General features: G+C 68.6%; 24 protein-coding genes and 1 pseudogene. 10 read left to right on the top strand and 15 right to left on the bottom strand.

Translation table 11 applies throughout. The features are described from left to right. Positions 1 to 149: 149 nt before the first annotated feature. A complete protein-coding gene (locus OG266_RS41585; protein WP_266469649.1) occupies positions 150 to 566 on the bottom strand; it encodes a nuclear transport factor 2 family protein in 417 nt (138 codons plus the stop codon). A 470-nt stretch (positions 567 to 1,036) separates the two neighbouring features. Here OG266_RS41585 and OG266_RS41580 point away from each other — a divergent pair, with 470 nt between their 5' ends. Further along, positions 1,037 to 1,510, top strand: a complete 474-nt coding sequence (locus tag OG266_RS41580; protein WP_371552066.1) for a MarR family winged helix-turn-helix transcriptional regulator — start codon at positions 1,037 to 1,039, stop codon at positions 1,508 to 1,510. A 95-nt stretch (positions 1,511 to 1,605) separates the two neighbouring features. Here the strand turns inward: OG266_RS41580 and OG266_RS41575 are convergent, their stop codons facing one another. From OG266_RS41575 to OG266_RS41555, 5 genes are all read right to left on the bottom strand, one after another. Then, complete coding sequence (locus OG266_RS41575; protein ID WP_371552065.1) at positions 1,606 to 2,502, bottom strand: oxidoreductase; 897 nt, start codon at positions 2,500 to 2,502, stop codon at positions 1,606 to 1,608. Between the two features lie 161 nt (positions 2,503 to 2,663). Further along, a complete protein-coding gene (locus tag OG266_RS41570; RefSeq protein ID WP_371552064.1) occupies positions 2,664 to 3,731 on the bottom strand; it encodes an MBL fold metallo-hydrolase in 1,068 nt (355 codons plus the stop codon). Positions 3,732 to 3,868: 137 nt separating this feature from the next. Then, the gene (locus OG266_RS41565; RefSeq protein ID WP_371552063.1) at positions 3,869 to 4,666 is read right to left on the bottom strand and encodes an SDR family NAD(P)-dependent oxidoreductase; all 798 of its coding nucleotides are present in this window, start codon (positions 4,664 to 4,666) and stop codon (positions 3,869 to 3,871) included. A 55-nt stretch (positions 4,667 to 4,721) separates the two neighbouring features. Further along, a complete protein-coding gene (locus tag OG266_RS41560; protein WP_371552062.1) occupies positions 4,722 to 5,402 on the bottom strand; it encodes an SDR family NAD(P)-dependent oxidoreductase in 681 nt (226 codons plus the stop codon). 563 nt (positions 5,403 to 5,965) lie between these two features. Beyond that, the gene (locus OG266_RS41555; protein WP_371552061.1) at positions 5,966 to 6,391 is read right to left on the bottom strand and encodes a WhiB family transcriptional regulator; all 426 of its coding nucleotides are present in this window, start codon (positions 6,389 to 6,391) and stop codon (positions 5,966 to 5,968) included. A 234-nt stretch (positions 6,392 to 6,625) separates the two neighbouring features. Between OG266_RS41555 and OG266_RS41550 the strand changes: the two genes are divergently transcribed. Next, positions 6,626 to 7,504, top strand: coding sequence for an LLM class F420-dependent oxidoreductase (locus tag OG266_RS41550; RefSeq protein WP_371552060.1), 879 nt, complete (start codon positions 6,626 to 6,628; stop codon positions 7,502 to 7,504). Positions 7,505 to 7,574: 70 nt separating this feature from the next. Further along, complete coding sequence (locus OG266_RS41545; RefSeq protein ID WP_371552059.1) at positions 7,575 to 9,104, top strand: GMC family oxidoreductase; 1,530 nt, start codon at positions 7,575 to 7,577, stop codon at positions 9,102 to 9,104. Positions 9,105 to 9,123: 19 nt separating this feature from the next. Here OG266_RS41545 and OG266_RS41540 read toward each other — a convergent pair whose 3' ends face one another. Beyond that, positions 9,124 to 9,771, bottom strand: a complete 648-nt coding sequence (locus tag OG266_RS41540; RefSeq protein WP_371552058.1) for a TetR/AcrR family transcriptional regulator — start codon at positions 9,769 to 9,771, stop codon at positions 9,124 to 9,126. Between the two features lie 49 nt (positions 9,772 to 9,820). On the opposite strand from OG266_RS41540, the gene OG266_RS41535 reads away from it, so the two are divergent. Then, positions 9,821 to 10,288, top strand: a complete 468-nt coding sequence (locus OG266_RS41535) for a nuclear transport factor 2 family protein (RefSeq protein ID WP_266469634.1) — start codon at positions 9,821 to 9,823, stop codon at positions 10,286 to 10,288. A 137-nt stretch (positions 10,289 to 10,425) separates the two neighbouring features. Here OG266_RS41535 and OG266_RS41530 read toward each other — a convergent pair whose 3' ends face one another. The 3 genes from OG266_RS41530 to OG266_RS41520 form a co-directional block, all read right to left on the bottom strand. After that, positions 10,426 to 10,878 (bottom strand): MarR family winged helix-turn-helix transcriptional regulator, encoded by a 453-nt coding sequence (locus OG266_RS41530; RefSeq protein WP_266469632.1) that lies wholly within the window; start codon positions 10,876 to 10,878, stop codon positions 10,426 to 10,428. 132 nt (positions 10,879 to 11,010) lie between these two features. Next, the gene (locus OG266_RS41525) at positions 11,011 to 12,303 is read right to left on the bottom strand and encodes a glycosyltransferase (protein WP_371552057.1); all 1,293 of its coding nucleotides are present in this window, start codon (positions 12,301 to 12,303) and stop codon (positions 11,011 to 11,013) included. Positions 12,304 to 12,408: 105 nt separating this feature from the next. Then, positions 12,409 to 13,836, bottom strand: a complete 1,428-nt coding sequence (locus OG266_RS41520; RefSeq protein ID WP_371552056.1) for an aldehyde dehydrogenase — start codon at positions 13,834 to 13,836, stop codon at positions 12,409 to 12,411. A gap of 111 nt (positions 13,837 to 13,947) precedes the next feature. Between OG266_RS41520 and OG266_RS41515 the strand changes: the two genes are divergently transcribed. Further along, positions 13,948 to 14,556, top strand: coding sequence for a TetR/AcrR family transcriptional regulator (locus OG266_RS41515; protein WP_266469628.1), 609 nt, complete (start codon positions 13,948 to 13,950; stop codon positions 14,554 to 14,556). On the opposite strand, the gene OG266_RS41510 is transcribed toward OG266_RS41515, so the two are convergent. The 3 genes from OG266_RS41510 to OG266_RS41500 all read right to left on the bottom strand — a co-directional run bounded on the left by OG266_RS41510 (position 14,553) and on the right by OG266_RS41500 (position 16,351). Continuing rightward, entirely contained in the window at positions 14,553 to 15,425 is an 873-nt protein-coding gene (locus tag OG266_RS41510; protein ID WP_371552055.1) for a thiamine pyrophosphate-dependent enzyme, read from the bottom strand. The genes OG266_RS41515 and OG266_RS41510 overlap by 4 nt on opposite strands. A 113-nt stretch (positions 15,426 to 15,538) precedes the next feature. Continuing rightward, a complete protein-coding gene (locus OG266_RS41505) occupies positions 15,539 to 15,682 on the bottom strand; it encodes a hypothetical protein (protein WP_371552054.1) in 144 nt (47 codons plus the stop codon). Positions 15,683 to 15,802: 120 nt separating this feature from the next. Further along, positions 15,803 to 16,351: a MarR family winged helix-turn-helix transcriptional regulator gene (locus tag OG266_RS41500; protein WP_371552053.1), complete on the bottom strand. Its 549-nt coding sequence runs from the start codon at positions 16,349 to 16,351 to the stop codon at positions 15,803 to 15,805. A gap of 159 nt (positions 16,352 to 16,510) precedes the next feature. On the opposite strand from OG266_RS41500, the pseudogene OG266_RS41495 reads away from it, so the two are divergent. The 4 genes and pseudogenes from OG266_RS41495 to OG266_RS41480 all read left to right on the top strand — a co-directional run. Then, positions 16,511 to 16,966: pseudogene (locus OG266_RS41495) on the top strand (YceI family protein); the annotation flags it as partial. A gap of 120 nt (positions 16,967 to 17,086) precedes the next feature. Next, a complete protein-coding gene (wrbA, locus tag OG266_RS41490; RefSeq protein ID WP_371553151.1) occupies positions 17,087 to 17,689 on the top strand; it encodes an NAD(P)H:quinone oxidoreductase in 603 nt (200 codons plus the stop codon). Positions 17,690 to 17,822: 133 nt separating this feature from the next. Continuing rightward, complete coding sequence (locus OG266_RS41485; protein WP_371553150.1) at positions 17,823 to 18,827, top strand: zinc-binding dehydrogenase; 1,005 nt, start codon at positions 17,823 to 17,825, stop codon at positions 18,825 to 18,827. Positions 18,828 to 18,909: 82 nt separating this feature from the next. Then, positions 18,910 to 20,169: a cytochrome P450 gene (locus tag OG266_RS41480; RefSeq protein WP_371552052.1), complete on the top strand. Its 1,260-nt coding sequence runs from the start codon at positions 18,910 to 18,912 to the stop codon at positions 20,167 to 20,169. Positions 20,170 to 20,173: 4 nt separating this feature from the next. On the opposite strand, the gene OG266_RS41475 is transcribed toward OG266_RS41480, so the two are convergent. Both OG266_RS41475 and OG266_RS41470 read right to left on the bottom strand, forming a co-directional pair. Beyond that, entirely contained in the window at positions 20,174 to 21,433 is a 1,260-nt protein-coding gene (locus OG266_RS41475; protein ID WP_371552051.1) for a PucR family transcriptional regulator, read from the bottom strand. A gap of 89 nt (positions 21,434 to 21,522) precedes the next feature. Continuing rightward, the gene (locus OG266_RS41470) at positions 21,523 to 24,423 is read right to left on the bottom strand and encodes an AAA family ATPase (RefSeq protein ID WP_266469621.1); all 2,901 of its coding nucleotides are present in this window, start codon (positions 24,421 to 24,423) and stop codon (positions 21,523 to 21,525) included. A gap of 340 nt (positions 24,424 to 24,763) precedes the next feature. Between OG266_RS41470 and OG266_RS41465 the strand changes: the two genes are divergently transcribed. Next, positions 24,764 to 25,243, top strand: a complete 480-nt coding sequence (locus tag OG266_RS41465; protein WP_266469619.1) for a DUF1003 domain-containing protein — start codon at positions 24,764 to 24,766, stop codon at positions 25,241 to 25,243. Positions 25,244 to 25,264 lie beyond the last annotated feature (21 nt).

The raw sequence follows: 25,264 nt of genomic DNA, 5'->3' as shown, positions 1-25,264 counted from the left end.
GGGAGTCTAACCGGGCGAGCGGACACACGCCTGACCAGCGGTCTGGGAGTGCCTCCGGCCCGTGCGCCGGCATCGGCCGGCCCCGCCCGCATGGGGTGGGGTCGGCCGACACTGCTCAGGGTCCGGCCACTTGTCCCGATCCTCGCCCTCTAGAACTCCGAGCCGCTCATGGCCGCCAGGAAGGCCTGCGGGTTCCAGTATTCGCGGTAGTTGACGATCTGACCGTCGCGGATCGTCACGAAGGTGGCATAGCTCATCTCGTAGGGGTTCCCGTTGGTCAGGACCGTGCCGGAGGCGCTCCATTCCGCGACGGCCAGATTCGGGTCGTCGGTCGCATGGATCCGCACCGAGGGGAGCGTGCGTACGTCGATGACGTCGGGATAGTTGCGCAGGTACTCGTAGACGGCATCGCGGCCTTCCAGCCTCGTCGGAGTGCCCTCAGGAGCGAAGGGGAACTCGGCGACGACGTCGTCGGCGCACAGGTCCGCCCAACCCTTCATGTCCTTGGCGAGGAACTTGTCCAGGCTGCGCCGCAGCAGGTCAACGGCAGTGAGGGAGGTACTCATCATTTACTCCGATTCATTGATGACAAACGGGCGATATCGATGGCGAACCGCCGGAAGTGGCATGGGCGGCCGCCGGAACGACGAACGCGCCGTCGCTGGAAAGGCCGGAAACAGTTCGGCAGGGGCGACGCACCGGCGTTGCCGGACGTCGGTGAGCCCGCCGCGGAGGCTGGAGACGGGGGCAGCGATGCAGAGGGCTACCGCAGACAGCTCAGTGACAGCAGGTTGAGGCCGTCCACCGCAGCTGGTGCACCGTCGGCCGAAGCCGACCCCGGGACCAGGTGTCGCACGTGCCGATGATCCACAGACGACCCAACCGGGGCATGCGAACCACCTTCACTAAAGTGCTTCCTGCGCAGGTCAACCAGGGAAAGCGTGATCCGGCGCCAGAAGAACTTGTCTAGCTACATAATTACGTGTCTAGCCACACAATGTCAAGCAATCGCACCCTGATTTCGGGAGGACCGTCCATGGCAGATGCTCCGGAGGGGATGATCCGCCGACCCGCCCTGATAGCCACCGCACCCGTGAGCTTCGGGCTGTTCGCGCTGGCCCGGGCCCTACACGGCTACGGCGCCGAGTTGCTCTCCGACATCGGTCTGCACCCAGGGCAGGAGCTCATCCTCATGCAGCTCTTCGAGAGGAACGGCCAGACCCAGGCCGAGCTCCAGCAGGCCGTGGGTCTTGACCACTCGACGGTGTCGCGTTCGATCAGACGGATGGTGGATGCCGGCCTGCTCACCCGTGAGCCGTCCGCCAGCGACCGCAGAGCCATGATCGTCTCGCTCTCCGAGAACGGAGAAGCGATGCGCAAGCCAATCACCGCTGTGTGGATGACACTTGAGCAGCTCGCTGTGGAAGCGATCCAGAAGACCGGGCAGGAAGGCTTCATGACCGCGGCGGCGGAACTGGAGCGCGCCTACACAGCCGCCCGCCGCACCTGAGCCGCCGCGGGCTCATTCCTGTCGGTGCTACTCCGGCGGAGTCGGTGCTCCTGTGACGGAGTCGATGCTCCTCCGACGGGACCGGTCAAGCCCGATCATTTGGCGGCCGGGAAGTACCTGGCCAACTCCTCGCGGGAGGCATCGTCGAGTTCGACGCCGGCGGCGTGGAGGTTCTCGGTCAGGTGCGTGCGGGTGCTGGTTCCGGGGATGAGCAGAATGTTCGGTGCGAGGTCGAGAAGCCACGCGAGGGCGATCTGCGCCGGGGAGGCCTGCAACCTGGATCCCAGCGCCGCGAGTACAGGGCTGGTGAGGATCTTTTTCTGGGTGGCGCGCGGCCACCCGAGCGGGCAGAACGGAACGAAGGCGATACCGCGTAGCGTGCACTCGGTCAGGACGTCCGCAGAACTCTGGTCCGCCAGGTTGAACAGGTTCTGCACGCAGACGATCTCGGTCTGGTCGACGGCTCGCAACAGGTGCTGCCGCGAGATGTTGCTCAGGCCGATCCCGTCGATGAGGCCCTCGTCGCGGGCTCGGATCAGGCTCGCCAGTTGGGCGTCGAACCGTTTGCCGGGCGGGGAGTGGTCCATGATGCGCAGGTTCACGGCCGCCAGGCGGCTGGTGCCCAGGGTGGCCAGGTTGTCTTCGATGCCCTGGCGCAGTTGGTCCGGCTCGTCGAACCGCAGCACGGCGCCGTCGGCGTCACGGCGGGCGGCCACCTTGCTCACGATCGCCAAGTCGGCCGGGTAGGGGTGCAGCGCCTCGCGGATGAGGTCGTTCACCACTCCCGGTCCGTAGAACTGGGCGGTGTCGATGTGGTTGACCCCGCTCTCGACCACGGCACGCAGCACACGCAGGGCTTCGTCGCGGTCGCGGGGCGGCCCGAAGACGTTGGCACCGGCCAGCTGCATCGCGCCGTAACCGACTCTGCGTACGCGCCAGTTGCCGAGTGCGAATGACCCGGCCTGTTCGAGATCGTGTACGGAACCTGACACGACGTTTCTCCTTTGCCGAGGCCGCTCGGCCGTGAAGTGCACGGTGGTGTACGTGTGTTGATGGGCTGATTGCCGGACGGCTGGATCGAGGACCAGGTGTGGCAGGTCCCCGCCGCTCCCCCACAGCGGCAGGGACCTGGTCTTGCCATGTCTTGCCATGCTCAGGCGTGGACCTGGGAGCCGTAGCCGAGGTCGAGGCGGATGGACTCGAGGATGGTGAAGGCGTGGCTGGCGGTGTAGACGTCGGCGGCGGCCAGGACGCCGGTGTACTTCTTGATGACCGGGGCGGCGGCGTACTCGGCCTGGGCGTCCTGGTAGGTCTTGACGCCTGCCCAGGTGTTGTTGCCGTACTTGGTGAAGAACGGGGTCGGGTCGACGTTGGCCATCGCCTTCTTGACCCCGTCGACGATGTCGTCGACGTACTGCTGGTGGACGGTCATGTCGCGACGGGTGCCGAGGCGCCCCATGTGCCCGCCGATGTAGTGGGTCCACGGGTACTCGAGGGCCTTGCCCGGCGCGGCGATGGCCCCCTGGACGTCCTCGTTGATGTTGAGGTTCTGGAACGGCACCCAGCCGGGCAGGACGATGTCGACGAGCATGAGGGCGTCGTGGTCCGGGAAGTGGATGTAGATGTTGTCGGCGCTGTGGTTGGTGCCCTTGTGGAACAGTTCGATGCGCTCCCCGCCGACGCGCAGGGTCTTGTGGCGCTCGAAGGTGACGTTGGGTGCCGGGCGCGTCGGGTCGTTGTCGCGCAGCAGCAGCCGGCGGTTCTCAACGTGGCCGATCCGCTCCACGTGACGGCCGAACAGGGACGAGGCCCCGAGATGGTCGGCGTGGTGGTGGGAGTAGACGATGTGGGTGACCTTGTTGGAGGTGCCGTTGGCGGCGGCGATCTCGTTGATGGCGCGCTGCAGGTTGTGCCCGATGGTCGGAGGCGCGTCGAACAGTACGACGCCTTCCTTGGTCGTCAGGAACGCGGCCTGGTAGGTGGAGTCGGTGACCCAGTACAGGTTCCGCTTGATCCGGCCGACGTAATAGCCCTGGGCGTTGACCGCGGGGCCGAGTGCCGAGGCGGGGATCGGGGCGTAGTCCGGCAGTTCGGTGGAGGCCGCGGCGGCCGGCTCGGCGAGGACACCGCCGGCCACGGCGGCGAGCGCCGGTACGGCCGCGATCTTCGCTGACCTGGCCAGGAACGAACGACGGTTCGTGGAGGAATCGAGCTCAGACATGTCGCTACTGCCTTTCACAATCAATTGATTTGGCTGGTCTGGTAATTGATTCGGCTGGTCTGGTAGCAAATGGTTCCGATCAGGCGCCCGGCGCGCTTCGGGGCGGAAGCGCGGGATGGTTCGCGGGCGGGTCGAAGTCAGTAGTTGCGGGTGTAGCCGCCGTCGGCGGCGATGAACTTGGCGGTGACGAACTCGGCGTCGTCGCCGGTGAGGAACAGCACCGTGCCGACCATGTCCTCGGGCACGGCTGGGCGCTTGATCGCCTGCTCGTCGGCGAGGAGGGTGTTGATGTCGGGCGGCATGGCCCCCTCGGCGACCGTTTCGTCGATCAGCGGGGTGCGGGTGAACGCCGGAGACACGGCGTTGACCGTGATGCCGTCGGCGGCGAGGTCGTTCGCCAGGCCACTGGTCAGGCCGAGGATCCCGGCCTTGCTGGCCATGTACGGCGTCATGTTCCTGGTCGTGGTGTAGATCGACGAGGAACTCATGTTGACGATCCGTCCCCAGCCGCGCTCCCGCATGTCCCCGGCGAATGCCATGGCCATCAGGAACTGGGAGTCGAGGTTGGTCGACAACACGCGGCGCCAATGGGCGAAGTCGACGTCGGCCAGCGGTGCCACGCCGGCGATCCCGGCGTTGTTGACCAGGATGTCGGTCGGCCCGCAGACGGCGCGCACGGCTGCGTGCAGTGCCTGTACGGCGGCCGGGTCGGACACATCGGCGATCAGTGGGACACACGTGCCGCCGGCCTTCTCGATCTCTTCCTGGGTCTGCTCGGCGGTCGTGAGATCGACAGCGGCGACGGTCGCGCCGCGGCGCGCCAGCCCACGGGCGATGGCGGCGCCGAGGCCGCGGGCCGCGCCGGTGACGACCGCGACGCGGCCCGCGTGGGTGGCCGCCGGTGCGGTCCGGGCGGAAACACTGCTCTCTGGCATGGGGTTTCTCCTTGCGGCGCCTTGCCGCGGTAAGCACCTGCCGCGGTGGCCGGGGTCAGCCGCCGTAGGTCGGCAGAATCGCTCCGCTGATCGGTGCGGCGGCATCACTCACGAGGAAGGCGATCACTTTCGCGATCGCTTCCGGGGAAACCGCGTGCGCCAGCTGGTCCTCGCTGAGGAAGCCGCGGTTCTTGGGGGTGTCGATCAGCTGCGGGGCTACCGCGTTCACCCGGACGCCGCTGGGACGCAGTTCGAGGTCGAGGATGCGGACGAGGTGCGCGAGCGCGGCCTTGCTGACGCCGTAGGCCGTCATGCCCGCGGTCGGTTCGAGCCCCGGCCGCGCGGAGACGTGCACGATGGCTCCGGACCCACGCGTTCGCATGTGGACCCCGGCCGCCTGGCTCAGCCACAGGGCCGCACCCAGGTTCACGTCGACCATGAGGCGCAGCGCTTCGGGCGTCGTGGTGAACGTGTCGGAGAGATCGAACGCACCCAGGGCGTTCACCAGCACGTCCGGAGGACCGGCCTCAGCGGCGATCCGGTCGACGAGAGCCCTGGCCACGTCCGGATCGCTTGCGTCGCCGACTTCGCGGCCGATGGTGTCGGGCAACTCCTTGAGCGCGTGCGCGTTGCGGTCGACGGCCACAACCGTGAAGCCGTCGGCGGCAAGGGCCAAGGCGGTCGCACGGCCAAGGGCACCACCGGCGCCGACCACGATCGCCACGCTGCCGCTCACCGCGCCACCACCTTGCTGACAGGCGGTACGTGCGTGCCGAACTCGGGCAGGGACAGGCCTAGTTCAGGGGTCATGTCGCTTCTCCTTGATGGGTGCGCCGAGGGGGATCCGGGGCGGCCATCGACGGTCACGGACGGAGGTATTCATTTGCTTGCGTCGGCAACAAGACTCTCCTTCTGCCCCCCGCTTGTCAAGCAACTCCGGAGAGGAGCATCAACTCGGCGGCGGCCTCGGCTTCGGGTCACTGGTCACTGGCCACTGGCCACTGGCCACTGGCCACTGGCCACTGGCCACTGGCCACTGGCCACTGGCCACTGGCCACTGGCCACTGGCCACTGGCCACTGGCCACTGGCCAACCCTACCCAGTACACAGGTCACCTGCCGTTACTGGCGGGCTGCCGGCAGACCTTTACAACTATTTGCGCCGTCAAGCACATAGCAGAACCGCACTGTCGGGCGGCGTTCGCTCGAAGAGCTCGGCCGGCACCCTGACTTCGCGATGCCGACCGACCAGTACCGGAGGGTCCATGACTTCCCTCCGCAACCGGACATCGCCGTGGTCTCACTCGCCACGGCCTTCGACCTGTTCAGCATCGTCCACGGCATCTCGGCGACCTTCGCTTCGTCCGGGGAGCGGCGCGCGCGGAAGGGTGCGAAGCGACTGCGGCCGGTCGCCGCCCGAGCGGGACCGACCGGGCGCCTTTTCCGTCACGGGGCCACGGCCTGGGGCTTGTTGAAGCGTGCGGCGCTCGTTCTCGGACAAGCCGCCCCAGACTCCGTACGGTTCACGACTGCTCAACGCGGTCCACGCGCAAGCTTCGATCACGCTGCAGCGCCTGCAGATTTCCCGGGCCTTCTCCTCCCGCGCCTGCTTCTCAATACCGCGTTCGGCGTGCGGCGAGAAGAAGAGGGCACTGTCCATGCCGCGGCAGAGCGCTCGCATCTGCCAATCCCAGTGCGCAAGCAGAGGGCGGTGTCGGTTGATCACGATGATTCCTCCCGGAGTCAGCGGTCCGGTTGAGGACCCAGCGTCGCCGCGGAGGGAACGTCACGTCATCGGTCGTCTGACTGCACAGCAGGCCACATCGCGCACAGAGGCGGCGGCACCTGCAGCACTCGCTCTCACCTCTCCCGCACCCTTTTTATTGCTTGACAAAGCACATAGTGACCCAGGCATACTCGATGGCGATCGATCCAGCGGTTCGCACGACGGAAGGCCGGCATGAACCTCGGCATCGCCATCGCGGATTTCACCCAGCCCGGGGGCCCGACAGGCATCGCACGTCACGTGGGCCGTCTCGCCCGCACCGCGGAGGAGTACGGCTTCACACGCATCGCCGTCATGGATCACCTCTTCCAGATCGGGATCGTCGGCGCCTCCGAGCAGGAGATGCTGGAGGCGTACACCACACTGGGCTACCTGGCGGCGTCCACCGAACGCGCGGAGCTTCTCGCCCTGGTGACCTCGGTCGGCTACCGCGAACCCGGGCTGCTGGCCAAGATGATCACCACGCTCGACGTCCTATCCGAGGGCCGCGCCGCACTGGGTATCGGCGTCGGAGCCGGCTTCAACATCGCCGAGGCGCGCGGACTCGGCCTGCCGTTCCCTCCGGTGTCGGAGCGGTTCGAGCGACTCGAGGAGACGCTTCGGATCTGCCTGCAGATGTGGAGCGACGACGAGAAGCCCTTCGATGGCCGCTACTACCGACTCGAGCGCACCCTCAACTCCCCCAGGACCGTACGGCAACCCCGCCCACCGATCCTGATCGGCGGATCCGGCGAGCGGAAAACCCTGCGACTCGTCGCGGAGTACGCGGACGCCTGCAACCTCTTCCACGGCCCCGACCTCCAGCACAAACTCGACGTGCTCCGCAGACACTGCGATCAGGCCGGGCGCGACTACGACGAGATCGAGAAGACGGTCCTGCTCCCCCTCGACCCCGGCGCACAGGGCGAGAACATCCCGGTCCTGCTCGCGGAACTGCGCCGACTGGATCACATCGGCATCGACCACGTCATCGGACCGATCCGCGGCGCCGATCAGCATGCCGCGCTGCGACTGCTGGGCGAGCGCCTCGTACCGGAAGCACTGCACATCTGACCGAGCACACCGCACAGTCGACGATCACCATTTTAATTGCTTGCGGAAGCATATAAATAGGGAGACGCAGATGAGCACCCCAAGCGAACAACCTGGACACTCCGCCGATGTCGTCATCATCGGCGGAGGTTCCGCCGGCGCCGCGCTCGCCGCCAGGATCAGCGAGGATCCGCGGCGCACGGTCCTGCTGATCGAGGCAGGCCCGGACTACCCCGCCGACCGGCTCCCCGAAGGACTGCTGGCCCCGCACCTACTGGCCGACCCCGACCACGACTGGGGCTACACCGCGCGCGCCACCGACCGCGCCCCGAGCATCCCCGCACCTCGCGGCCGGGCCATGGGCGGCAGTTCGTCGGTCAACGCGGGTGCGGCGATCCGGGCACGCGCGGCGGACTTCGCCGCCTGGGGAGACCGCTACGGGATCAAAGGGTGGTCGTACGAGGAGGTCCTCCCGGCCTTCAGGGACATGGAGAACACGCCGGCCGGTGACGACGCCTACCACGGCCGCACCGGCCCCTTTCCCATCCGGCAGTGGACGTACGAGGAACTCACGTCCCCTCTGCGGGCGTTCGTGGACAGCGCGGCCGACCTGGGGTTCCGGCGGAACGACGACTTCAACGGCGCCCGGCAGGACGGCACCGGCGGCTACCCTGTCAACATCGTCGACGGGATGCGCCAGAACACCGCCCTGGTGTACCTGACGCCGAAGGTGCGGCGCCGCCCGAATCTGACGGTGCTGAGCGACATCACGATCGACAAGGTACTCATCGAGCACGGCGTGGCGCGAGGCGTCGTGAGCGCGTCGGGCACGGTCTTCCGGGCCGCCGAGGTGGTGCTGTCGGCGGGCAGTTACGGCAGCCCGGCCATCCTGCTGCGCTCCGGTGTCGGCCCGGCCGAGGATCTGCGGGCCCTGGGCATTGACGTGGTCGCCGACCTCCCGGTCGGCCGAAGGCTGCAGGATCACCCGTTCTTCCACTCGCTGTTCGCCCTCGCACCCGAGCACCAGACCATGACGTCCGCCTTCCAGGCCCATCTGTGGCTCGCCTCGCGCGAGGCACACGTCGGCGAACTGGACCTCAGCGTCGTCGCCACGCATCTGCTGGACGGCTCCTTCAGCCCCACCGGCGGGGCGATCCTCCTCGCCGCGGCCGTCACCCGGCCGGAGTCGCGTGGCTCGGTGCGGCTGGCCAGTCGTGATCCCCACGACGCTCCGGTCATCGACAACAACTACTTCGCGACGGCCAGGGACCGCAGTCGCATGCTGGAGGGCGTGAAGCTCGTACGACGTCTGGCGAGCGCCCCGCCCTTCGCCGGTGCGGTGGCCGCCGAACTCGTACCGGGTGACGCGGTGCGCAGCGACGAGGAGCTGGAGGCGGCGATCGCGGCAGGAATCTCCACCTACGGACACCCGACGTCGACCGTGCCCATGGGAGGGCCCTGGGACGAGTGGGCCGTCGTCGACGAGTCGGGGGCGGTGAAGGGACTGGCGGGTCTGCGCGTGGTCGACGCATCGATCATGCCCGAGGTCCCGTCGACCGTGACCAACGCGACCACCATCATGATCGCGGAGCACATCGCCCGGCGGGCGTACGGGAGTTGACGGGACTCGGCGGCGGCTCCTACGGACGAGCGGACGTGTCCGTGGCGACGGCGTCGACCGCCCACCAGGCGGGAGCGCAGGCCACGGACGCGTCGACCATGTCGTCCTTCGTGACCGACGGGTCGTTGAGCCAGGCCCGGATGGCGCCGGCGAAGCCGTGGGCCATGAACTGCGCGATCACCTGACGGTTGGCTTCGGGAAGCCCCGGGTGGTGGCCACGGTTCATGAACGCCAGGGCGTAGTCGCCGAAGTGACGTACGAGCGCCTCGTACACCCCGCTGTCCGCCGGATCAGCTAGGGAGTGCCGGTACACCGCGACGAACCGCTCCACGTGGTCGGCCACCTCCGTCGTGGCCAGGCGAAGCAGCTCGCGGGCCGAGTGCCCGCCTTGTGCACGCCGCTCTTCCTCCAGGCGGTGGCCTCGCTCCAGGTCCGCGTGGAGGACCTGGATGAGCAGGTCGAGGGGAGTGCGGTAGCGGTTGTAGAACGTCGCACGGGTGACCCCGGCCCGGTCGGCGAGTTCGGCGACGGTAATCCGGGAGACGGGCCGCTGCGCGGCGAGGTCCACGATGGCCTGCTCGAAGGCCTGGGTCGTGCGGGTGATGCGTGGATCGATCCGGTCGTTCAGCATTCCGCCCTCCCTGCTGTTCACGTTGCACCCTGCCATGAGCAGTGATTTTATACATCTGTAAAATAGTGTGCCGAAAGGAACCGTCTTGGCCTCCCACACTTCGATCTCGCCCCAGGAAGCCGCCGACCGGCTGGCCATCCGTGAGCTGGTGGACGCCTACGCGCACTGCGCGGACCGGCGGGACGCCAAGGGTCAGATGGCCCTGTTCACCGAGGACAGCCGCTTCCTGGTGTTCATGGACGCCACGGTGGCAGAGCCGACACAGGAACTGCACGGCCGCGAGTCCCTCGCCCCGGTGTTCGAGAACCTCAATGTCTACCGGGCCACAACGCACTTCAACGGCCAGAGCACGATCACTCTGGACGGGAACCGGGCGACGGGCGAGAGCTACTGCCTGGCCCACCATGTCTCGGTCGACGAGTCCGGGCAGCGCACCCTCATGATCGCGTCGATTCGCTATCTCGACGAATTCACCAAGGAGGACGGCGGCTGGTTCTTCGCCGAGCGCCGCCTGATGGTCGACTGGACCGAGACACGCCCCTCCACGCCCTGAGGGGGTCGGAGGGCGGTGCGAAGCACTACCCCGGCACGCGGAAGGTCCCGGACACGAAGAGCGTGTCCGGGACCTTCCGCGTTCGCGATGACGACGACGGATCTCAGTCGAGCTTCTCGACCACCGCTGCGTGGAACTCAGTCGAGCTTTTCAACCACCGCTCCGAACTGCCTCACCATGGCCGGCAGGGACCGACCGTCGAGATGGTCCATGACCCGCTTGCGGGCGCTCGCCAGGTGTACCGGATATGCCGCCTGAAGTCGTTTCAGCCCTTCCGGGGTGAGGGTCGCGACGTTCCCCCGGGCGTCCCCCTCGTAGCGCCGCTTGACGACCTGGCCGCGGCTCTGCAGCGCGTCCACCACGCGGGTGATACGACTCGCCGACAGCGCGGTCGCCGAGGCGAGATCCGCCATCCGGAGCTCCTGGTTCTCGGCCTCGGAGAGGTTCATCAGCACGACGTACTCAGTGAGCGTCAGCCCTGTCGACCGCAGCAGATCTTCATCCAGCGAACGCGGCAGCGCGACGATGATGCGCATCAAGGCGCGCCAGAAACGCTCTTCCTCGGCTGTCAGGGGATCTTCGGCGGTCATCCTTTCAGGTTAGCGTGCTCAAGCAAGGAACCTCAACATGCGGCGGCCCGCTTCACCCACTGCTGGTCGACGCACAGCCTCCATGAACTCGTCATGGGTCTCCGCGTCGACCAGCAGTCGGGGGCCGGTTTTCTAGGCCTGCTCGACGATCTCCGCGATGAGGTCGAAGGGGCTGTACTGGGCGTACTGGCCCTGGATCTCGCCCGCACGCTTTCGGTACCGCGGGTCGTCGAGCACCTCGTCGACGGCGACGCGGACGGCGGCCGCCTGTGGGCGGGCGGTGCGCAGATTGACGCCGGTACCGGACCACTCGACACGGGCGGCGACCTCGGGCTTGTCCTCGGTCTCACCGCCGACGACGAGCGGGACACCGTGGCTCAAGGCGGTCTGGACACCGCCGTAGCCGGCGTTGGTGACCAGGACGTCGGCGAGCGGCAGCAGCTGTTCGAAGGGTATGAATCCGGCGAGGTGGACGTTGTCGGGGACCTGGCCGCCCATCTCCTTCCGTACCGCGTCAGGGCCGTCGGCGCGTGCGGTGGCGGCGACGACGGTGACGTCCGCGTCCGCCAGCGCGCGGAGCGCGGGGACGACGAGTTGGGACAGGTCGGTGTTCTCCAAAGTGCCCTGGGTGACGATGACGACCGGTCGGCCGGAGGACAAGTCCGCCCACCAGTCGGGGCGTTCGAAGTCGCTGCCCGGGTCGGCCGGGAGGTGGCCGACGAAGCGGAAGCCCGGCGGCGCGTCGCTTCGCGGGTACTCGAAGGCGGGGACGGTCAGTTGGAGCAGGTGATCCGGGACTGTGGCCATGGCGTTGAAGAGCGGGCCGGGGAGCGTGACGCCCATCGAGGTGAAGACGCCCTCCACATACTGTTGCGCATCGGCGAACATCGCCCCCGTCTGGACGCGCATCTCGGTGTAGCGAGCGCGTTCTTCGTCGGTGGTGGGCGGGAGCAGCCCCGGCCCGAAGGGTGCGATGTCCACGCTGTCGAAGGTGGGCGGCGTGATGCCGATGCTCACCACCAGCGGGCGCCGGCCCCGAGGGGCACGCAGTGCCGTCGGCATCGTTCCGAAGGACGTGTGCTCGCTGATCACCACGGTCGCGGGGAACTCGGCGAGCAGATCCTGAAGGTGCTTGTCGTGGACCGGCGCGGGGTCGGCGCCGAAGTGCTTGATGTCGAAGGCGATGCGTTCGACGGGGGCGAGCTTCTCGCGATCGAGGAAGACGGCGTTGAAGGCGCCGCTGCTGGGGTCGACCTCCGCGGGGTACGGGACGAAGCGCGCCCCTGTCCTGCGGACCTGCTCTTTGAACTGGGCGCCCGTGTAGAAGAGCACCTCGTGCCCTCGTGCCGTCAGGTTGGCCGCGATCGCCGCGAGAGGCAGGACATGGCCGGGTAACGGGCTCGCTGTGACAATGATCTTTGCCATGGTCTCGTTCTCTGGATAGGCCGGACTGTGCTCCGGGTTTGACTGATGCGGATTTGCGCAGATTTCAGGCGGATCAATCCATGTGCGCCGAGACTCTCGTCGGCGTCACCACACCTGCTGGTCGTCCTGGAGCCGCACGGCGACGAACTTCGTCTGCGTGTAGTGGTGCAGCGCCTCGAGCCCCTTCTCCCGGCCGTACCCGCTGTTCTTGTAGCCGCCGAAAGGCCCCTCGACCATCAGGCCGGGCGGATAGGCGTTGACGTAGACCTGGCCGGCCTCAAGCCGGGCGGCCACGCGATGGGCTCGGGTCACGTCGCTGGTCCAGACGGCGGCGACCAAGCCGTAGTCGGAGTCGTTGGCGATGGCCACCGCCTCGTCCTCGTCCGTGAAGCGCAGGACGGCGAGCACCGGCCCGAAGATCTCCTCGCGGGCGATACGCATCTCCGGGGTCACGTCCGTGTAGACCGTCGGCTCGACGACCCAGCCGTTCCCGGTCGGCCCGCCACCGGTCACGAGGGTGGCGCCGTCCTGCTCCGCGACCTTGAAGTACTCGTTGACCTTGTCGAACTGGGCGCGGGTGATCTGCGGCCCGTAGGTCTCCCCCGGGGTCACGTGCGTCAGAACGGTGCGCACCGCTTCCAGGAACTGGTCATGGATCTTCGCGTCGACCAGCAGCCGGGTGCCGGCCATGCAGGACTGGCCCGCGTTGGGCAGGAACGCCTCGACCGCTGCTTGGGCCGCCGCGGCGAGGTCGGCGTCCGCGAAGACGATGTTGGGGGACTTGCCGCCCAACTCCAGCGTGAGCGGGATGATGCGGTCCGCGGCGATACGGCCGATCTCGCGCCCGGCACGGACCGAGCCCGTGAACGCCACCTTCCGGACCTTCGGGTGCCGGACGATCGCATCGCCCACGGTGCCACCCGTGCCCGTGACGACATTGAGGACGCCGTCGGGCAGGCCGCATTCGGTGGCGATGCGGGCCAGTTCGAGCGTGGTCGCCGAGGTGAACTCGGAAGGCTTGGCCACCACGGCGTTGCCGGCCGCGAGTGCCGGAGCGATGGCGCGCGCCGCCTGGTTGAGGGGCGCGTTCCAAGGGGTGATGACAGCGACGACACCGAGCGGCTCGCGCCGGGTGTACGCATGGAAGCCCGGCCCTATGTTCACCACTTCGCCGCCGGGCAGGTTCACCAGGCCGGCGTAGAACTCGAAGTACTTGGCCGCACCCTCCACCTCCAGCGGGGACTGCCAGGCGGGCTTGCCCGTCTCGGCCGACTCCAGCTCCGCAAGGCCGGCGACCTCCTCGCGCAGACGCGCGGCAATGGCCGCCAGGACGCGACCGCGCTCGATCGGCTGACGGTTCCACCAGCCGTCGACCGCCCCGGCCGCCGCCACGACGGCACGATCCGCGTCGGTGGTGTCGCCGAGGGCGATCTCATGCACGACCCCGTCGCCTCCGGGGGACCTGGACGGCAGCCAACTGTCCGATGCCGGTTCGACTTCCACGCCTGCGATCCAGTGCCCGTAACGCCTCATCGGCACACTCCATTTTCATGAGTGAGTGGGTGAATGAATTTTCATTCACGCCGCACCCTACCCCCTCCGCTTGACAGGATCGAGGCACTGAACGAAGTTTCACTCGTGCCCATGCCTCCCTCTGTGACGAGCGACGAGACCCCCCTGCGCAGGAAGGTGATGGACGCTGCGCTGGACCTGTTCGACGAGCGCACCTGGGACGGCACCAACGTGCCGGAGATCGCCACGCGGGCCGGGGTCGCGGTGGGCACGATCTACCGCTACTTCCCCAACAAGCAGGCGCTGGGCGAGGCGGTCTTCACTGAGGCGAAGGCGGCTTTCGCCGACGCCGTGATCACCGATGACGTACGCGGGGCCGATCCCGTGACGGCCATCGGACTGGTCTGGCGGCATCAGGTCGACTTCGCCATCGCCCATCCCCAGGCGTTCTCTTTCCTCGAACACCAGGTGCACGGGTCGTATCTGCGCCCGCAGGCATTCGAGGTCGCCGATCGCCTCAACGCCGAGTTGGTGGGCATCCTGCGGGAGGCGCAGGCGATCGGCGCTGTCCGTCCTGCTGACCCTCAGGTCCTGCTCTCGATGGCGTTCGGTGCGTTCGTCGGCGTCACGAAGCACTCGCGCGCCTCGGGGGTCCCGCTGGGCGAGTACGACCTGGACGCCGTCAAGCAGGCCGTGCTGAGCCTGATCGGGCTGAAGGTCCCCGACTCCCCCGCTTCTTAGGAGGAGAGGTGCCGCACCACGTTGGTGTGGGCCAGTTCGAGGAGTTCGTCGCCCCGTCCCGACAACACCGTGCGGGCCGCGTAGAGCGCGAATCCCTTGACCTGCTCGAACTTGATCGTCGGCGGAATGGTCAGCTCCTGCTGGGCGGTCATCACTTCCACCAGTGCCGGCCCGGGATGGGCGAACGCATCGCGCAGGACGTCGGCCAGGTCGTGCGGGCGCTCCACCCGGCGGCCGTGGATGCCCAGCGCCGTGGCGACGTCGGCGAAGTTCGGGTTGTCGAGGTCGGTGCCGAAGTTCACCATGCCCTCGGCCTTCATCTCCAGCTCCACGAAGCTGAGGGCCCCGTTGTTGAAGACCACGATCTTCACCGGGTGGCGCTGTTGCTTCAGCGTGATCAGGTCGCCGAGCATCATGGCCAGTCCGCCGTCCCCGGACAGCGCGACGACCTGCCGGTCCGCGAACGCGGCCTGAGCGCCGATCGCCTGCGGAAGCGCGTTCGCCATGCTGCCGTGGTTGAACGAGCCGATCAGCCTGCGCCGGCCGTTCATGGTCAGGTAGCGCGCGGCCCAGATCACCGGCGAGCCCACGTCCGGGATGAACACCGCGTCGTCCGAGGCAAGTTCGTCGACGACCTTGGCCACGTACTGCGGATGGATCGGCGTGCGGTTCCGGTCGTCGACGGCGAGCCGGTCCAGGGTGGCGCGGGCACTGACGTAGTGGTCGCGCATCTTGTCCAGGTGCCGGGACCCGCTCCTCGGCGCGAGCTTGGGGAGCAGAGCCTCGGCGGTGTCCCGTACGGTGCCGACCAACGCCAGATCCACCCGGGTGCGCCGTCCTATCTGCTCGCCGCGCAGATCCACTTGCACGGTGGTGGCGTGCTCGGGCAGGAACTACCGGTACGGGAAGTCCGTGCCGAGCATCAGCAGCGTGTCACACTGCTCCATCGCCCGGTAGCCGGAGGTGAACCCCAACAGCCCGGTCATGCCGACGTCGTATTCGGGAAGCCCCGCACCCACCCGCGGGCCATGGCCAGGTCGTTGTCACCGGCGTAGTGCCACGGCGGACCAAGGGCGAGGTTCGCTTCTCCGCGCGGTGACGGCGGGTAGGTGTAACCCTGCAGCATGGGTGCCTCCACAGAACGAAGGTCAGCCGGAGCGAGGCGCCGAGGGGGTCGGTCCTCGTCCACCGACTGTCGGCCGGGGCACCCACCATGCTTTGCGCGGGAGGCCCGATCCGGCTTGGGTCAAATGACCACTTCGCCGTACACGGAACTCGACTCGCAGGGGTCGGGGCTCGCCTGGCACCGCGAGAGGAGCGGATCGGCCACCGCCTGGAGCTCCTGGGCGAGCTGGTGGACCAGGGTGGGATCGAGCTGGTCCATTACTCGTCGGCGGGCACTGGCCAGATGAGCCGGATAGGCGCCCGCGAGTTGCAGCAGGCCGGCCTCCGTGAGCACGGCCATGCTCCCCCGGGCGTCCGTCGAGTGAGGTCGCTTGACCACCAGGCCCTGGACTCGCAGGGTCTCCACGAGCCGGGTGATACGGCTCGCGGACAAGGCTGTGGCGGCGGCCAGGTCGGTCATGCGCAGATGGTTTCCCTCCGCCTCGGAGAGATGCGCCAGGACGATGTACTGCGTGAGCGACAGGCCCGTGGAGCGCAGGAGATCCTCGTCGAGCGCCCGGGGCAGCGCCACCAGCAGTTTCTGCAGTGAGCGCCAAAGGCGTTCCTCCGCACTGTTCAGGGGTTCTGAGGCCACTGGGCTCGCGAGGTTCTGCGGCTGCTGCGTCGGCATCGCCTCCCCCTCCCTTCCGAAGCTCCCGTTAAGAACACTCAAGCACATCACTTACTTGCTTGACAAAGCATTTCGAGCGGAGGGAAGATACTTGCCCAAGCAAGCAACAGCGCCGCTGCGGACCGTACCGCGCGACGCCAAGCGAGAGGCCAGAAGGGCATGAGCGTTCAATTGCCCCCCGCGGGGACCTACGAGGTCGATCCAGCACGGTCGTCCCTCACCTTCACCACGCGGCACATGTTCGGCCTGGGCAAGGTGACCGGCACCTTCCAGCTGGAATCGGGGACCGTCACGGTCGCCGAGCCGGTCACCCGCTCGACCGCACAGGCCGTCATCGAGGCGGGCAGTTTCCGGACAGGCACGCCCCGCCGTGACGATCATGTGCGCTCCCCCGCCTTCCTTCACACGGACCGCTACCCCGAGATCGGATTCGAGTCGGCCACGGTGGCGCGCGGTGAGGCCGGCGCTTGGATCGTCCAGGGTTTCCTCACCGTCCGCGGGGACCGAGCACCGGTCGACCTGACGGTGGACTCCCTTTCCGTCGAGAACGGATCGCTGCGGATTTCGGTGTCGGCGACCGTCGACCGCTACCGCCATGGACTGACCGCCTCGAAGGGACTCGCGGCGCGTCGGCTTCGGCTCTCCCTGGCCGTCATCGCCACCCCCACCACGCATCCCGACCCCGAAACGGCGGCCCCTGCCGTCGAGATCACAGAAGAGCGAGAGGAATTCCCGATGTCTCCCAAGATCGCAGTTATCTACTACTCGTCGACAGGCACCGTTCACGAGCTGGCGGAGTCCGTGGCGGAGGGCGCCCGCAAGGAGGGTGCGGAAGTACGACTCCTGCGTGTGTCCGAACTCGCGCCCGAGGAGGCGATCGCCGCCAACGACGCGTGGTCGGCGCACGCCACGGCCACGAAGGACATCCCGGTGGCGACAGGGGCCGACATCGAATGGGCCGACGCCGTCATATTCGGCAGCCCCACCCGGTTCGGCAACATCGCCAGCCAGCTGAAGCAGTTCATCGACACGCTCGGCGGGCTGTGGGCGCAGGGCAAGCTGGCCGACAAGATCTACAGCGGCTTCACGGCGACGGCCACCGCACACGGCGGGCAGGAGTCCACGCTGCTCGCTCTCTACAACTCCGTGCACCACTTCGGCGGAATCATCGTCACCCCGGGCTACACCGACCCGGTGAAGTTCGCCGACGGCAACCCCTACGGCACCAGCCACGTCAACGGCCAGGGAGCGATCCCCGTCGACGACACCGCCCGAGCCGCCGCCCTGTACCAGGGCAAGCGCGTGGCCACCGTCACCGCGCAGTTCAAGGGCGCGTAGCAGCGGGGCAGTTGTGTGCCGGCGGCTGATTCGGGGGTGTCGCCGGCACACGCATGGACGGGCGTTCCGGCCCTCATCGAATGGGGGGGCCGGGATCGCGCACGGCAGCGGCGGAAAGGCGGCAAGGGCCGTGATGCAAGCGGTGGTTCTCAACGCGCAACGGGAGATCGTGCTCGAGTCGAGGCCCGAGCCCGAACTCCGTTCCGACCAGGTGATCGTGGAGGTCGACCTGTGCGGAATCTGCGGCACCGACCTTCACGCCCCACGGATGGCGCAGGTCTACCGCGGCGGTTTCGTCATGGGACACGAACCGTCGGGACGGATCAGCCGCGTGGGCGACGCGGTCCAGGGATGGGAAGTGGGACAGCGCGTCGCCGTCAATCCGAACGGCAACGTGTGCGGTCGATGCGTGTACTGCCTCTCGGGCCGACCCAACTTCTGCCACCAGGCGACGATGGAGACAGCGCTGGGGCTCCAGATGGACGGAGCCCTCGCACAGCGGATGGCCGCTTTCCCGGGCACCTTGCGGGCACTGCCAGCGTCGATGGGCCGACTGGAGGCTGCCTGGGTCGAACCCACGGCCACGGCACTGCGTGCGGCGGTACTGGCCGGTGACCTCAAGGGCGCCGTGGTGGCGGTCTTCGGCGGAGGTCCGATCGGGCAGCTGGCCTGTCGTATCGCCGCTCAGCGGGGTACGGCCCAGGTCATCCTGGTGGAGCCGGCTCCGGAGCGCCGCCACTTCGGCCCGGCCTCAGGCGCCGATCTGACCCTGAGTCCCGCCCAGGCCGGCGGCCAACTCGACGCGTCCACGGTGGATGTGGTCTTCGAGTGCTCCGGCAGCGCGGCGGCCCGAGCGGAGGCCCTCCGGCTGCTGACGCCCGGTGGTGTGCTGGTCAACGTGGGTGCGGGGCCCGGCGGCGGATTCGACCCCGACGTCGTTCTGCTCAAAGAGATCACCATCCGCGGGTCGTTCGTCTACGGCTCCGAGTTCGACGGCGCCATCGAACTGCTCGCCCGCGGCGACATCCGCGTCGACGACCTCACCACGGAGATCGCGCCGGTCGAGGACGCACTGCGAGCGATCGACGCCCTTCGCTCCGCGGAGGTCATGAAGGTGTTCATCGCGCCCAACGGGTGACACCGGGACCACCACGTCGGCCAGGACGACGACGTGCAGATCTTTGCGATGGACCGATCCGAGCCACTGATGGGAGACCGCGATGACGACAAGCAACCTGCCCGGCGGGGATCACGACGAGGCCCGCGAGGGCGGCTCGCTGCGGGCGGTGCTGGAAGGCGCCCCGTTCCAGGCCGATCCGCATGCGGTGCTGCGTCAGTTGACGGATTCCGGAGCCGCGCACCGTTGCGAACCAGACGGTGCACCGCCGCAGTTGCTGGTCACAGGGTACGAAGCGGCCCGTCAAGTGCTCACCGATCCTCGCGTGTCCAAGCGGAGCGAGCGCGCGGGCCTGGAGCCCGGCTGGCTGATGAGCGGTGTCCGGGACGAGGTCGGCGTCGACTACATGCTGACCGTGGACCCGCCCGAACACACCCGGCTCCGCAAGCTAGTGGCGCGCGCTTTCACCTCGCAGAAGATCGATGCTCTTCGGCCCCGTACAAGGGAGATCGCGGGCCGCCTGGCCGACGACGTACTGGCCCAGGAGACACCGGAGTTGGTCGACGGCTTCGCCTCCCGGGTCCCCATCGCCGTGATCTGTGAACTCCTCGGCGTGCCGCTGGGCGACTGGGACAAGTTCCGCTGGGCCTCGGAGCAGATCGTGTCCCCGGTCGCCGGTGGGGACCGGGAAGAGGCCTATGTGTGGATGAGCGGGTACCTGGCGGAGCTGATCGCGGGCAAGCGGGCCGACCCCGGACAGGACCTGCTGAGCGGGTTGGCCACGGACACCGCCGACGACAGGCTCACCGACGCGGAGATGGTCGGCATGGCCTTCCTCCTCCTGATCGCCGGGTACGAGACGACCGCCAATCTCATCGGTGCCGTGCTCCACGGTCTTGCTCGTCAGCCGGAGCTCCTGAAGGCTCTGCGAGCCGACCCCGGCCTCGTGCCCACTGTGGTGGAGGAGTTTCTCCGCCTGGACGGGCCTGTGCTCACGGCAACCGAACGCTTCGCCACCGAGGACATGCAGGTGGGTGATGTTCCCGTGCGCCGAGGCGACATGCTGCTGGTGTCCCTCGCCGCGGCGAACCGGGACCCCGCCCGGTTCGAAGAGCCGGACTCGTTCCGCCCGGGGCGATCGGCAGGCCATGTCGCCTTCGGGTACGGCGTCCACTACTGCCTGGGGGCTCCGCTGGCGAGGATGGAGGCCGAGGTCGCGATCACCACGTTCGTACGGCGTGTCGAGGGTCTGACCCTGGCCGTGGACGAGGCCGACTTGGAGTGGTCTCCGGGCTTGTTGATGCACGGGGTGCGGCGCCTTCCCGTGTCGGCCGTGGTGTCCGGGTCCCCGCACGACCGGTGACTGCTCAGCTGCCTGCTGTGTCCGTGGTGCCGGTCGGCTCCGAGGACGAGGGCTTCGGGGTCTGCCGCACCGCGCGCAGTGCGAGGGAGAGCTCGGTGATACCGCGGGGATCGGTGAGGGAGCGGCTGGTACGTTCGGCGATGCGGCGCAAGCGCGAGCGCACGGTGTTGGGGTGAACGTAGAGGCGCTTGGCGGCCTCGTCGGCCGATCCACCGCAGGCGAACCAGGCGTCGAGTGTGTCCAGCAGCAGTTCGCGATCGCCGACCGGCAGGGCCTGGATCGGACCGAGGACGTTGGCGGCGACGCGGGCCATGACATCGGGTGCGCCGGCGGACGCGACCGCGACCAGGGAGTCGTCGAAGACGGTCACGGCACCGCTCTCCGCGTCGCCGCCGCGCATGGCGACCTTCGCGAAGCGCAAGGCGTCCCCCGTGAGGTGCAGGTCGTCATAGGACGGACTGACGCCCACGCGCTGCTCCGCGTGCTGCCGCAACAGCTCGGCGAGGTCGTCCCGGTCCCGCGAGGTGCGCAGGTACACGATGCCCAGCTGGAGATCGGGGCGCAGCCGCCAGGCGGACCGGATGCCGCGCCGGCTCAGGAGGGCCGCAATCTCCGGCAGGGCCTCCCGGCCGATCTGCGGTACCTCCGCGGCGACCACGGTGAACGGACCTCTGCGCGGCATGTCCAGAACCTCCGCCGCGGACCACACGGCGTCGGTGTCCATGCTCCTGCCCTCCAGCAGCGCCTCCACCAGCGCAGAACGCTCGTGCTCGTCGGCGAGGAGTCGCTGGGCCATTGCGTCGTGGTATCCGGAGACCATGGCCTCGGTGATGCCGTCCTGGAGCACCCACATCGCCGAGGCCGCCTCGACCAGCCTGTCGCTGCCCACCAGGGAGTTCCTGGTGGCCTCGTCGACCACCGCCTCCCAGAAGTACTTCACGCCGATGCGGTAGGCCGTCATCACGGCGGGAAGCGGCACGTTCTGCTGGGCGCGTCGACGGCCGATGCGGGAGGCGGCCTCGGTGTCCAGGGGTACCTGTCCGGTCAGCGCCCGGAGTGCGTTGCCGAGGTGGCTCCGGCAAGCCTCTTCCAGCTCCTCCGCGGGTACCACGTCGTAGTGGTAGTCCCGCGAGCCGGCGCGGATCCGCGCCGCCATCTCCTTCGCCAGCTCCCCGACGCGTTCGAGCAAAGCGGTCGCCAGGGCGTTGACCTCGTCGTCCGCCAATGTCGTCTCCGGCTCACCGGTCAGGGGTCTTCCCTCCACCGTACCGCCGGAGCACCGGGCCGCACCGTGGCGCGGAACCGCCGCCTCGCCGGGCCGGGGCCGGCCGACGACGACCCGAGGCCGGTGGACTAGCCGGCCGGGGGCTCCAGCGACACCTGGTCGTCCCCGCCGGGTGCCATCGCCTCCAGGGCGACGCGGAGCGCGGCGCGTGAGGTGATACCGAGCTTGGGATACATCCGGTGCAGATGGGAGCCGACCGTGCGGTGGGACAGGAACAGCCGCTCGCCGATCTGCTTGTTGGTCAGGCCGGTGGCCGCCAGCTCGGCGATCTGCCCTTCCTGCACGGTCAATACGGCGGTCGCTGCGTCGGGCCCGGCGGTGGTGGCGACGCCAGTCGCGCGCAGCTCATTGCGGGCCCGCTGGGCCATGGCTTCCGCGCCGATCCGGTCGAAGGTTTCGAGGGCGGCGCTCAGGTGCCGGCGGGCGCGCGAGTCGCGGGCGCGGCGCAGCCACTGCCCGTAGGCGAGTTGGATGCGGGCGTGTTCCCACGGCCAGCGGGCCGCCTGGGGCAGGGACAGGGCTGCCTCGAACAGGTGGCCGGCTTCGTTCTCCTCGGCAGCCACGGCCGCGGCTCCGGCGGTGATCATCGCGATGCGGGGGGAGATGCGGTGGATGCCCGCCTCTCGCGCGGCGGCGACGTGGGCGCGCGCCTCGTCCGTGCGGCCGGTGCGGACCGCCGCCTCGACCAGGTCGAGGACCACCCACCGGCCCGGGATACCGGGGCTCGGTGCGCCGGACGGATCGACCCTGCCGATTTGGACGTGGGCCTCCTCGTAGTCGCCCTGGCCGATGGCCGCGAGGTGGCGCGCCGACCGGGCGTAGGCCTCGGTCACCTCGATGCCGCGGGGCGCCGCCCAGTTCGTGGTCTCCTCGCTGCGGGTACGGGCGAGGTCCACGTCGCCGCGAAGAGCCGCGCCCGATGCCAGCAGAGCCCGGATCTGCCGCTCCCAGAAGTGGTAGCCGTAGACCTCTGCCAGGTCCAGCCCCTCCTGTGCCAGGCTCTCGGCCTCGTCCCACTGCCCGTGGCCGTAGGAGTCGTGGCAGAGCAGCATCAGCGCGGGGATGACCATGGCGATCGCGCCGCCGTCACGTTCCCGTTCGATCATGCGGGCGACCAGATACCGGTAGTCGGACAGAGTGTCCATGGCGACGGCGGCGAAGGCCAGAGGGATGAGCTGCCAGGGTGCCGCGTCGGCGGGCAGTGCCGCGAAGGCGTCGGTGAGGCCCTTCCGCAGGGCTTCGGGGGCGCGAGTGGGGTCGACATATGCGTCGTAGCACAGTCTGAACGGAGTTACCGCGGCCGGATCGAACCTGGCCATTGCGGTCTTGAGAAGCTGCCACGGCTCGGGACGCAGCGCATAGAGGCTGACGAGGAGCAGCGCGTACAGGATGCCGTAGCAGCCCCAGTCGTCGCCCTTGGCGGTGTCGGTGTTGTCGTCGAGTGCCCGGGCCAGGAGCCGGTAGGCGGCGTCGACATCGCCCTCGTCGTTGGTGAGGAGGTGGGCGGTGGCGGCGAACACCAGCCCGGTCGACGTGTCGGGTGACTGTCCGGCATCGGCCAACAGCCGTTGCACGTCTTCGAGTTGACCGGTGATGGTCGCGAGGTAGGCGGCCTCGACCAGCCGGCGGGACCGGTCGGCAGGATCCGGGCTGAGCTCACCGGCGCGCATGAGCCAGGCCACCGCGGCGGACGCGGCGACGCGCCGCCGGTCGGAGACGGCTGTCTCGTCCGACGCCCGGGCCGCGGCGCCAGAGGGTGCGCCGCGCCGCCAGATGGCCAGGGCCGCTTCGTCCAGCGCCCGGGCCACCGACTCGTCCGGTCCGGTCGCGGCCTCGGCCAGATGCCACGCCCGACGCTCAGGGGAATCGGCCAGAGCCGCGGCCAGGGAGCGGTGCGCGCCCCGGCGTTCACTCGGGGACGCCAGGTGCACGATCGCGGCGCGGTCCAGCGGATACCGAAACGATATGTGGCCGTCTGCCGCATCGACGTGGACGAGGTCCGCCCGCTGCGCCGGGGCGAGGTCGTCGACGCCCGCGGAGTCCCGCGCGGCCTTCCGTATCGTGGTCAGGCAGGCGTCGGCGTTCAGCGCGGCCACGAGCAGCACCCTTCGGGTCGGCGCGGGCAGCCTTTCGACGGCAGAGGCGAAGGCCGTCTCCAGCCGCCCGGAAAGAGCCAGGAACGCGGGCAGCGGGTCCTGGCCCGAGCGCTGCCGACTGCTCAGCGCCGCCGGCAACTCCTGCAGCGCGAGCGGATTGCCCGCGGCCTCGGCCAGCAACCGCCGCCGTACCGTCGGCGCCAGCCCGGGCCATCGGACGTCCAGCAACTCGGCCGCCGACTGTGCGGCAAGCGGCCCGATCTCCCGTACGGGCAGCTGGAGTTGGTGACTGAGGCCCTCGGTTCCCGTTCGGGCGGCGGCAAGGAAGACGACCGGATCGTCACTGATCCTGCGGACGACGAACCCCAGCACGGTCGCGCTGGCACGGTCGACGCACGGCATGTCGTCGACGATCATCAACAGCGGGCGCTCGACGGCGACCTCGCCGAGCAGGGCGAGTACCGCCGTCGAGGCGGCCGGCGGGTCCGGCGACGGTCCCGGGGCGAGACCGAAGATCCGGTCGAGGACGTCTCGATGGTGACCGGCGAGCTCCTTGGCCTGCCTGCGCAGCGGATAGAGCATCTGGTGCAGCGCCGAGAACTTCATCTCGGCCTCGAACTCCACGCCGGAGGCGCGCAGTACCCGCATTCCGGCGTCCGCGGCCCGTACCGCGGCGGCATCCAGCAGTGCCGTCTTTCCCACCCCCGGAGCGCCGCGCAGCAGCAGGCTGCCGCCGTCCCGACCCTGCCCCGCGAACAGCGAGTCCATCAGTTCCAGCTCGGCCGCGCGCCCGGCCAGGTCCGCTCCGGGCCGTGAATTCACCGGCTTCCCGCCACCGAGCCGCTCGGCGGAGAAATCATGATGGGTTGACAAGAAAGAGCATCCTTTACTATTCCTTCAATCTGCGATGACCAAGACCCCAATGGCACCTGGTTCCAGGCGCACGTGGGCGAACGTCCGATTCACATCGACATCAAGACCATCACTGATCGGGGAACGCGGGTCCATGTTCCCGGCCACAGCATTCGGCACCAACGGCAGTGGCTAGTCACACGGTCGCCGCGTCGGCCCGGCTCTCTTCGGCCAATCGACTCAATGAACGGCGCATGGGTACGCCTTCGGCTTTGTACACAGTCGTTTGACCCAAGGGGGCCACCTGCCCCGCGCCTAGGCTGTCGTGCGTCTCTCGTGAGCAGCCGATCAAGGAGTGGCCATGGCCCCCGAACCCAGTAGGTTTGACGTACGTCTTCCGAATGAGCGGGCCGTTCTCGCGCGGATGCGCGGGACCCAGGACCGGATCGCGGACGCGATCACCACCTTCGCCGGAACGATGCAATTCGTCTATATCCATGCGGCGTGGTTCGCGGTCTGGATTGTCGTCAACGAGGGGCTGTTCGGCGAGTCCGCGATCTGGGACCCGTTCCCTTTCGGACTGCTCACCATGATCGTCAGCCTTGAGGCGATCTTTCTGTCCACCTTCGTGATGGTGAGCCAGAACCGCCAGGCTCTTCGCGAGAAAGTCCGCGCCGATCTGGACTTCGAGACCAATGTCCGCTCCGAGGTGTGGTCGGCCCACATCGGACAAGCCCTCGGAGTCGACGCCAAGCAGGTCGAACAGGCGGTGCAGGTATTCCTCGCGCAGAACCGGGCGAAGATGAACGGCACCGAGCAGTCGTCTCAGAAGACACCGTGAGCCCGCCGCCTTACTCCCCCG

Origin of the sequence: Streptomyces sp. NBC_00554 (assembly GCF_041431135.1) — a bacterium.
In the GTDB taxonomy this organism is placed as follows: domain Bacteria; phylum Actinomycetota; class Actinomycetes; order Streptomycetales; family Streptomycetaceae; genus Streptomyces.
Note: the sequence above shows the minus strand (reverse complement) of the source record. Positions and strands in the feature narration are given on the sequence as shown.

Coding starts and splice junctions, on each gene's coding strand:
- OG266_RS41585 (WP_266469649.1), bottom strand. CDS start 566: ATGAGTACCTCCCTCACTGCCGTTGACCTGCTGCGGCGCAGCCTGGAC.
- OG266_RS41580 (WP_371552066.1), top strand. CDS start 1,037: ATGGCAGATGCTCCGGAGGGGATGATCCGCCGACCCGCCCTGATAGCC.
- OG266_RS41570 (WP_371552064.1), bottom strand. CDS start 3,731: ATGTCTGAGCTCGATTCCTCCACGAACCGTCGTTCGTTCCTGGCCAGG.
- OG266_RS41565 (WP_371552063.1), bottom strand. CDS start 4,666: ATGCCAGAGAGCAGTGTTTCCGCCCGGACCGCACCGGCGGCCACCCAC.
- OG266_RS41550 (WP_371552060.1), top strand. CDS start 6,626: ATGAACCTCGGCATCGCCATCGCGGATTTCACCCAGCCCGGGGGCCCG.
- OG266_RS41545 (WP_371552059.1), top strand. CDS start 7,575: ATGAGCACCCCAAGCGAACAACCTGGACACTCCGCCGATGTCGTCATC.
- OG266_RS41540 (WP_371552058.1), bottom strand. CDS start 9,771: ATGGCAGGGTGCAACGTGAACAGCAGGGAGGGCGGAATGCTGAACGAC.
- OG266_RS41530 (WP_266469632.1), bottom strand. CDS start 10,878: ATGACCGCCGAAGATCCCCTGACAGCCGAGGAAGAGCGTTTCTGGCGC.
- OG266_RS41525 (WP_371552057.1), bottom strand. CDS start 12,303: ATGGCAAAGATCATTGTCACAGCGAGCCCGTTACCCGGCCATGTCCTG.
- OG266_RS41520 (WP_371552056.1), bottom strand. CDS start 13,836: ATGAGGCGTTACGGGCACTGGATCGCAGGCGTGGAAGTCGAACCGGCA.
- OG266_RS41515 (WP_266469628.1), top strand. CDS start 13,948: ATGCCTCCCTCTGTGACGAGCGACGAGACCCCCCTGCGCAGGAAGGTG.
- OG266_RS41505 (WP_371552054.1), bottom strand. CDS start 15,682: ATGCTGCAGGGTTACACCTACCCGCCGTCACCGCGCGGAGAAGCGAAC.
- OG266_RS41500 (WP_371552053.1), bottom strand. CDS start 16,351: ATGCCGACGCAGCAGCCGCAGAACCTCGCGAGCCCAGTGGCCTCAGAA.
- wrbA (WP_371553151.1), top strand. CDS start 17,087: ATGTCTCCCAAGATCGCAGTTATCTACTACTCGTCGACAGGCACCGTT.
- OG266_RS41485 (WP_371553150.1), top strand. CDS start 17,823: ATGCAAGCGGTGGTTCTCAACGCGCAACGGGAGATCGTGCTCGAGTCG.
- OG266_RS41480 (WP_371552052.1), top strand. CDS start 18,910: ATGACGACAAGCAACCTGCCCGGCGGGGATCACGACGAGGCCCGCGAG.
- OG266_RS41465 (WP_266469619.1), top strand. CDS start 24,764: ATGGCCCCCGAACCCAGTAGGTTTGACGTACGTCTTCCGAATGAGCGG.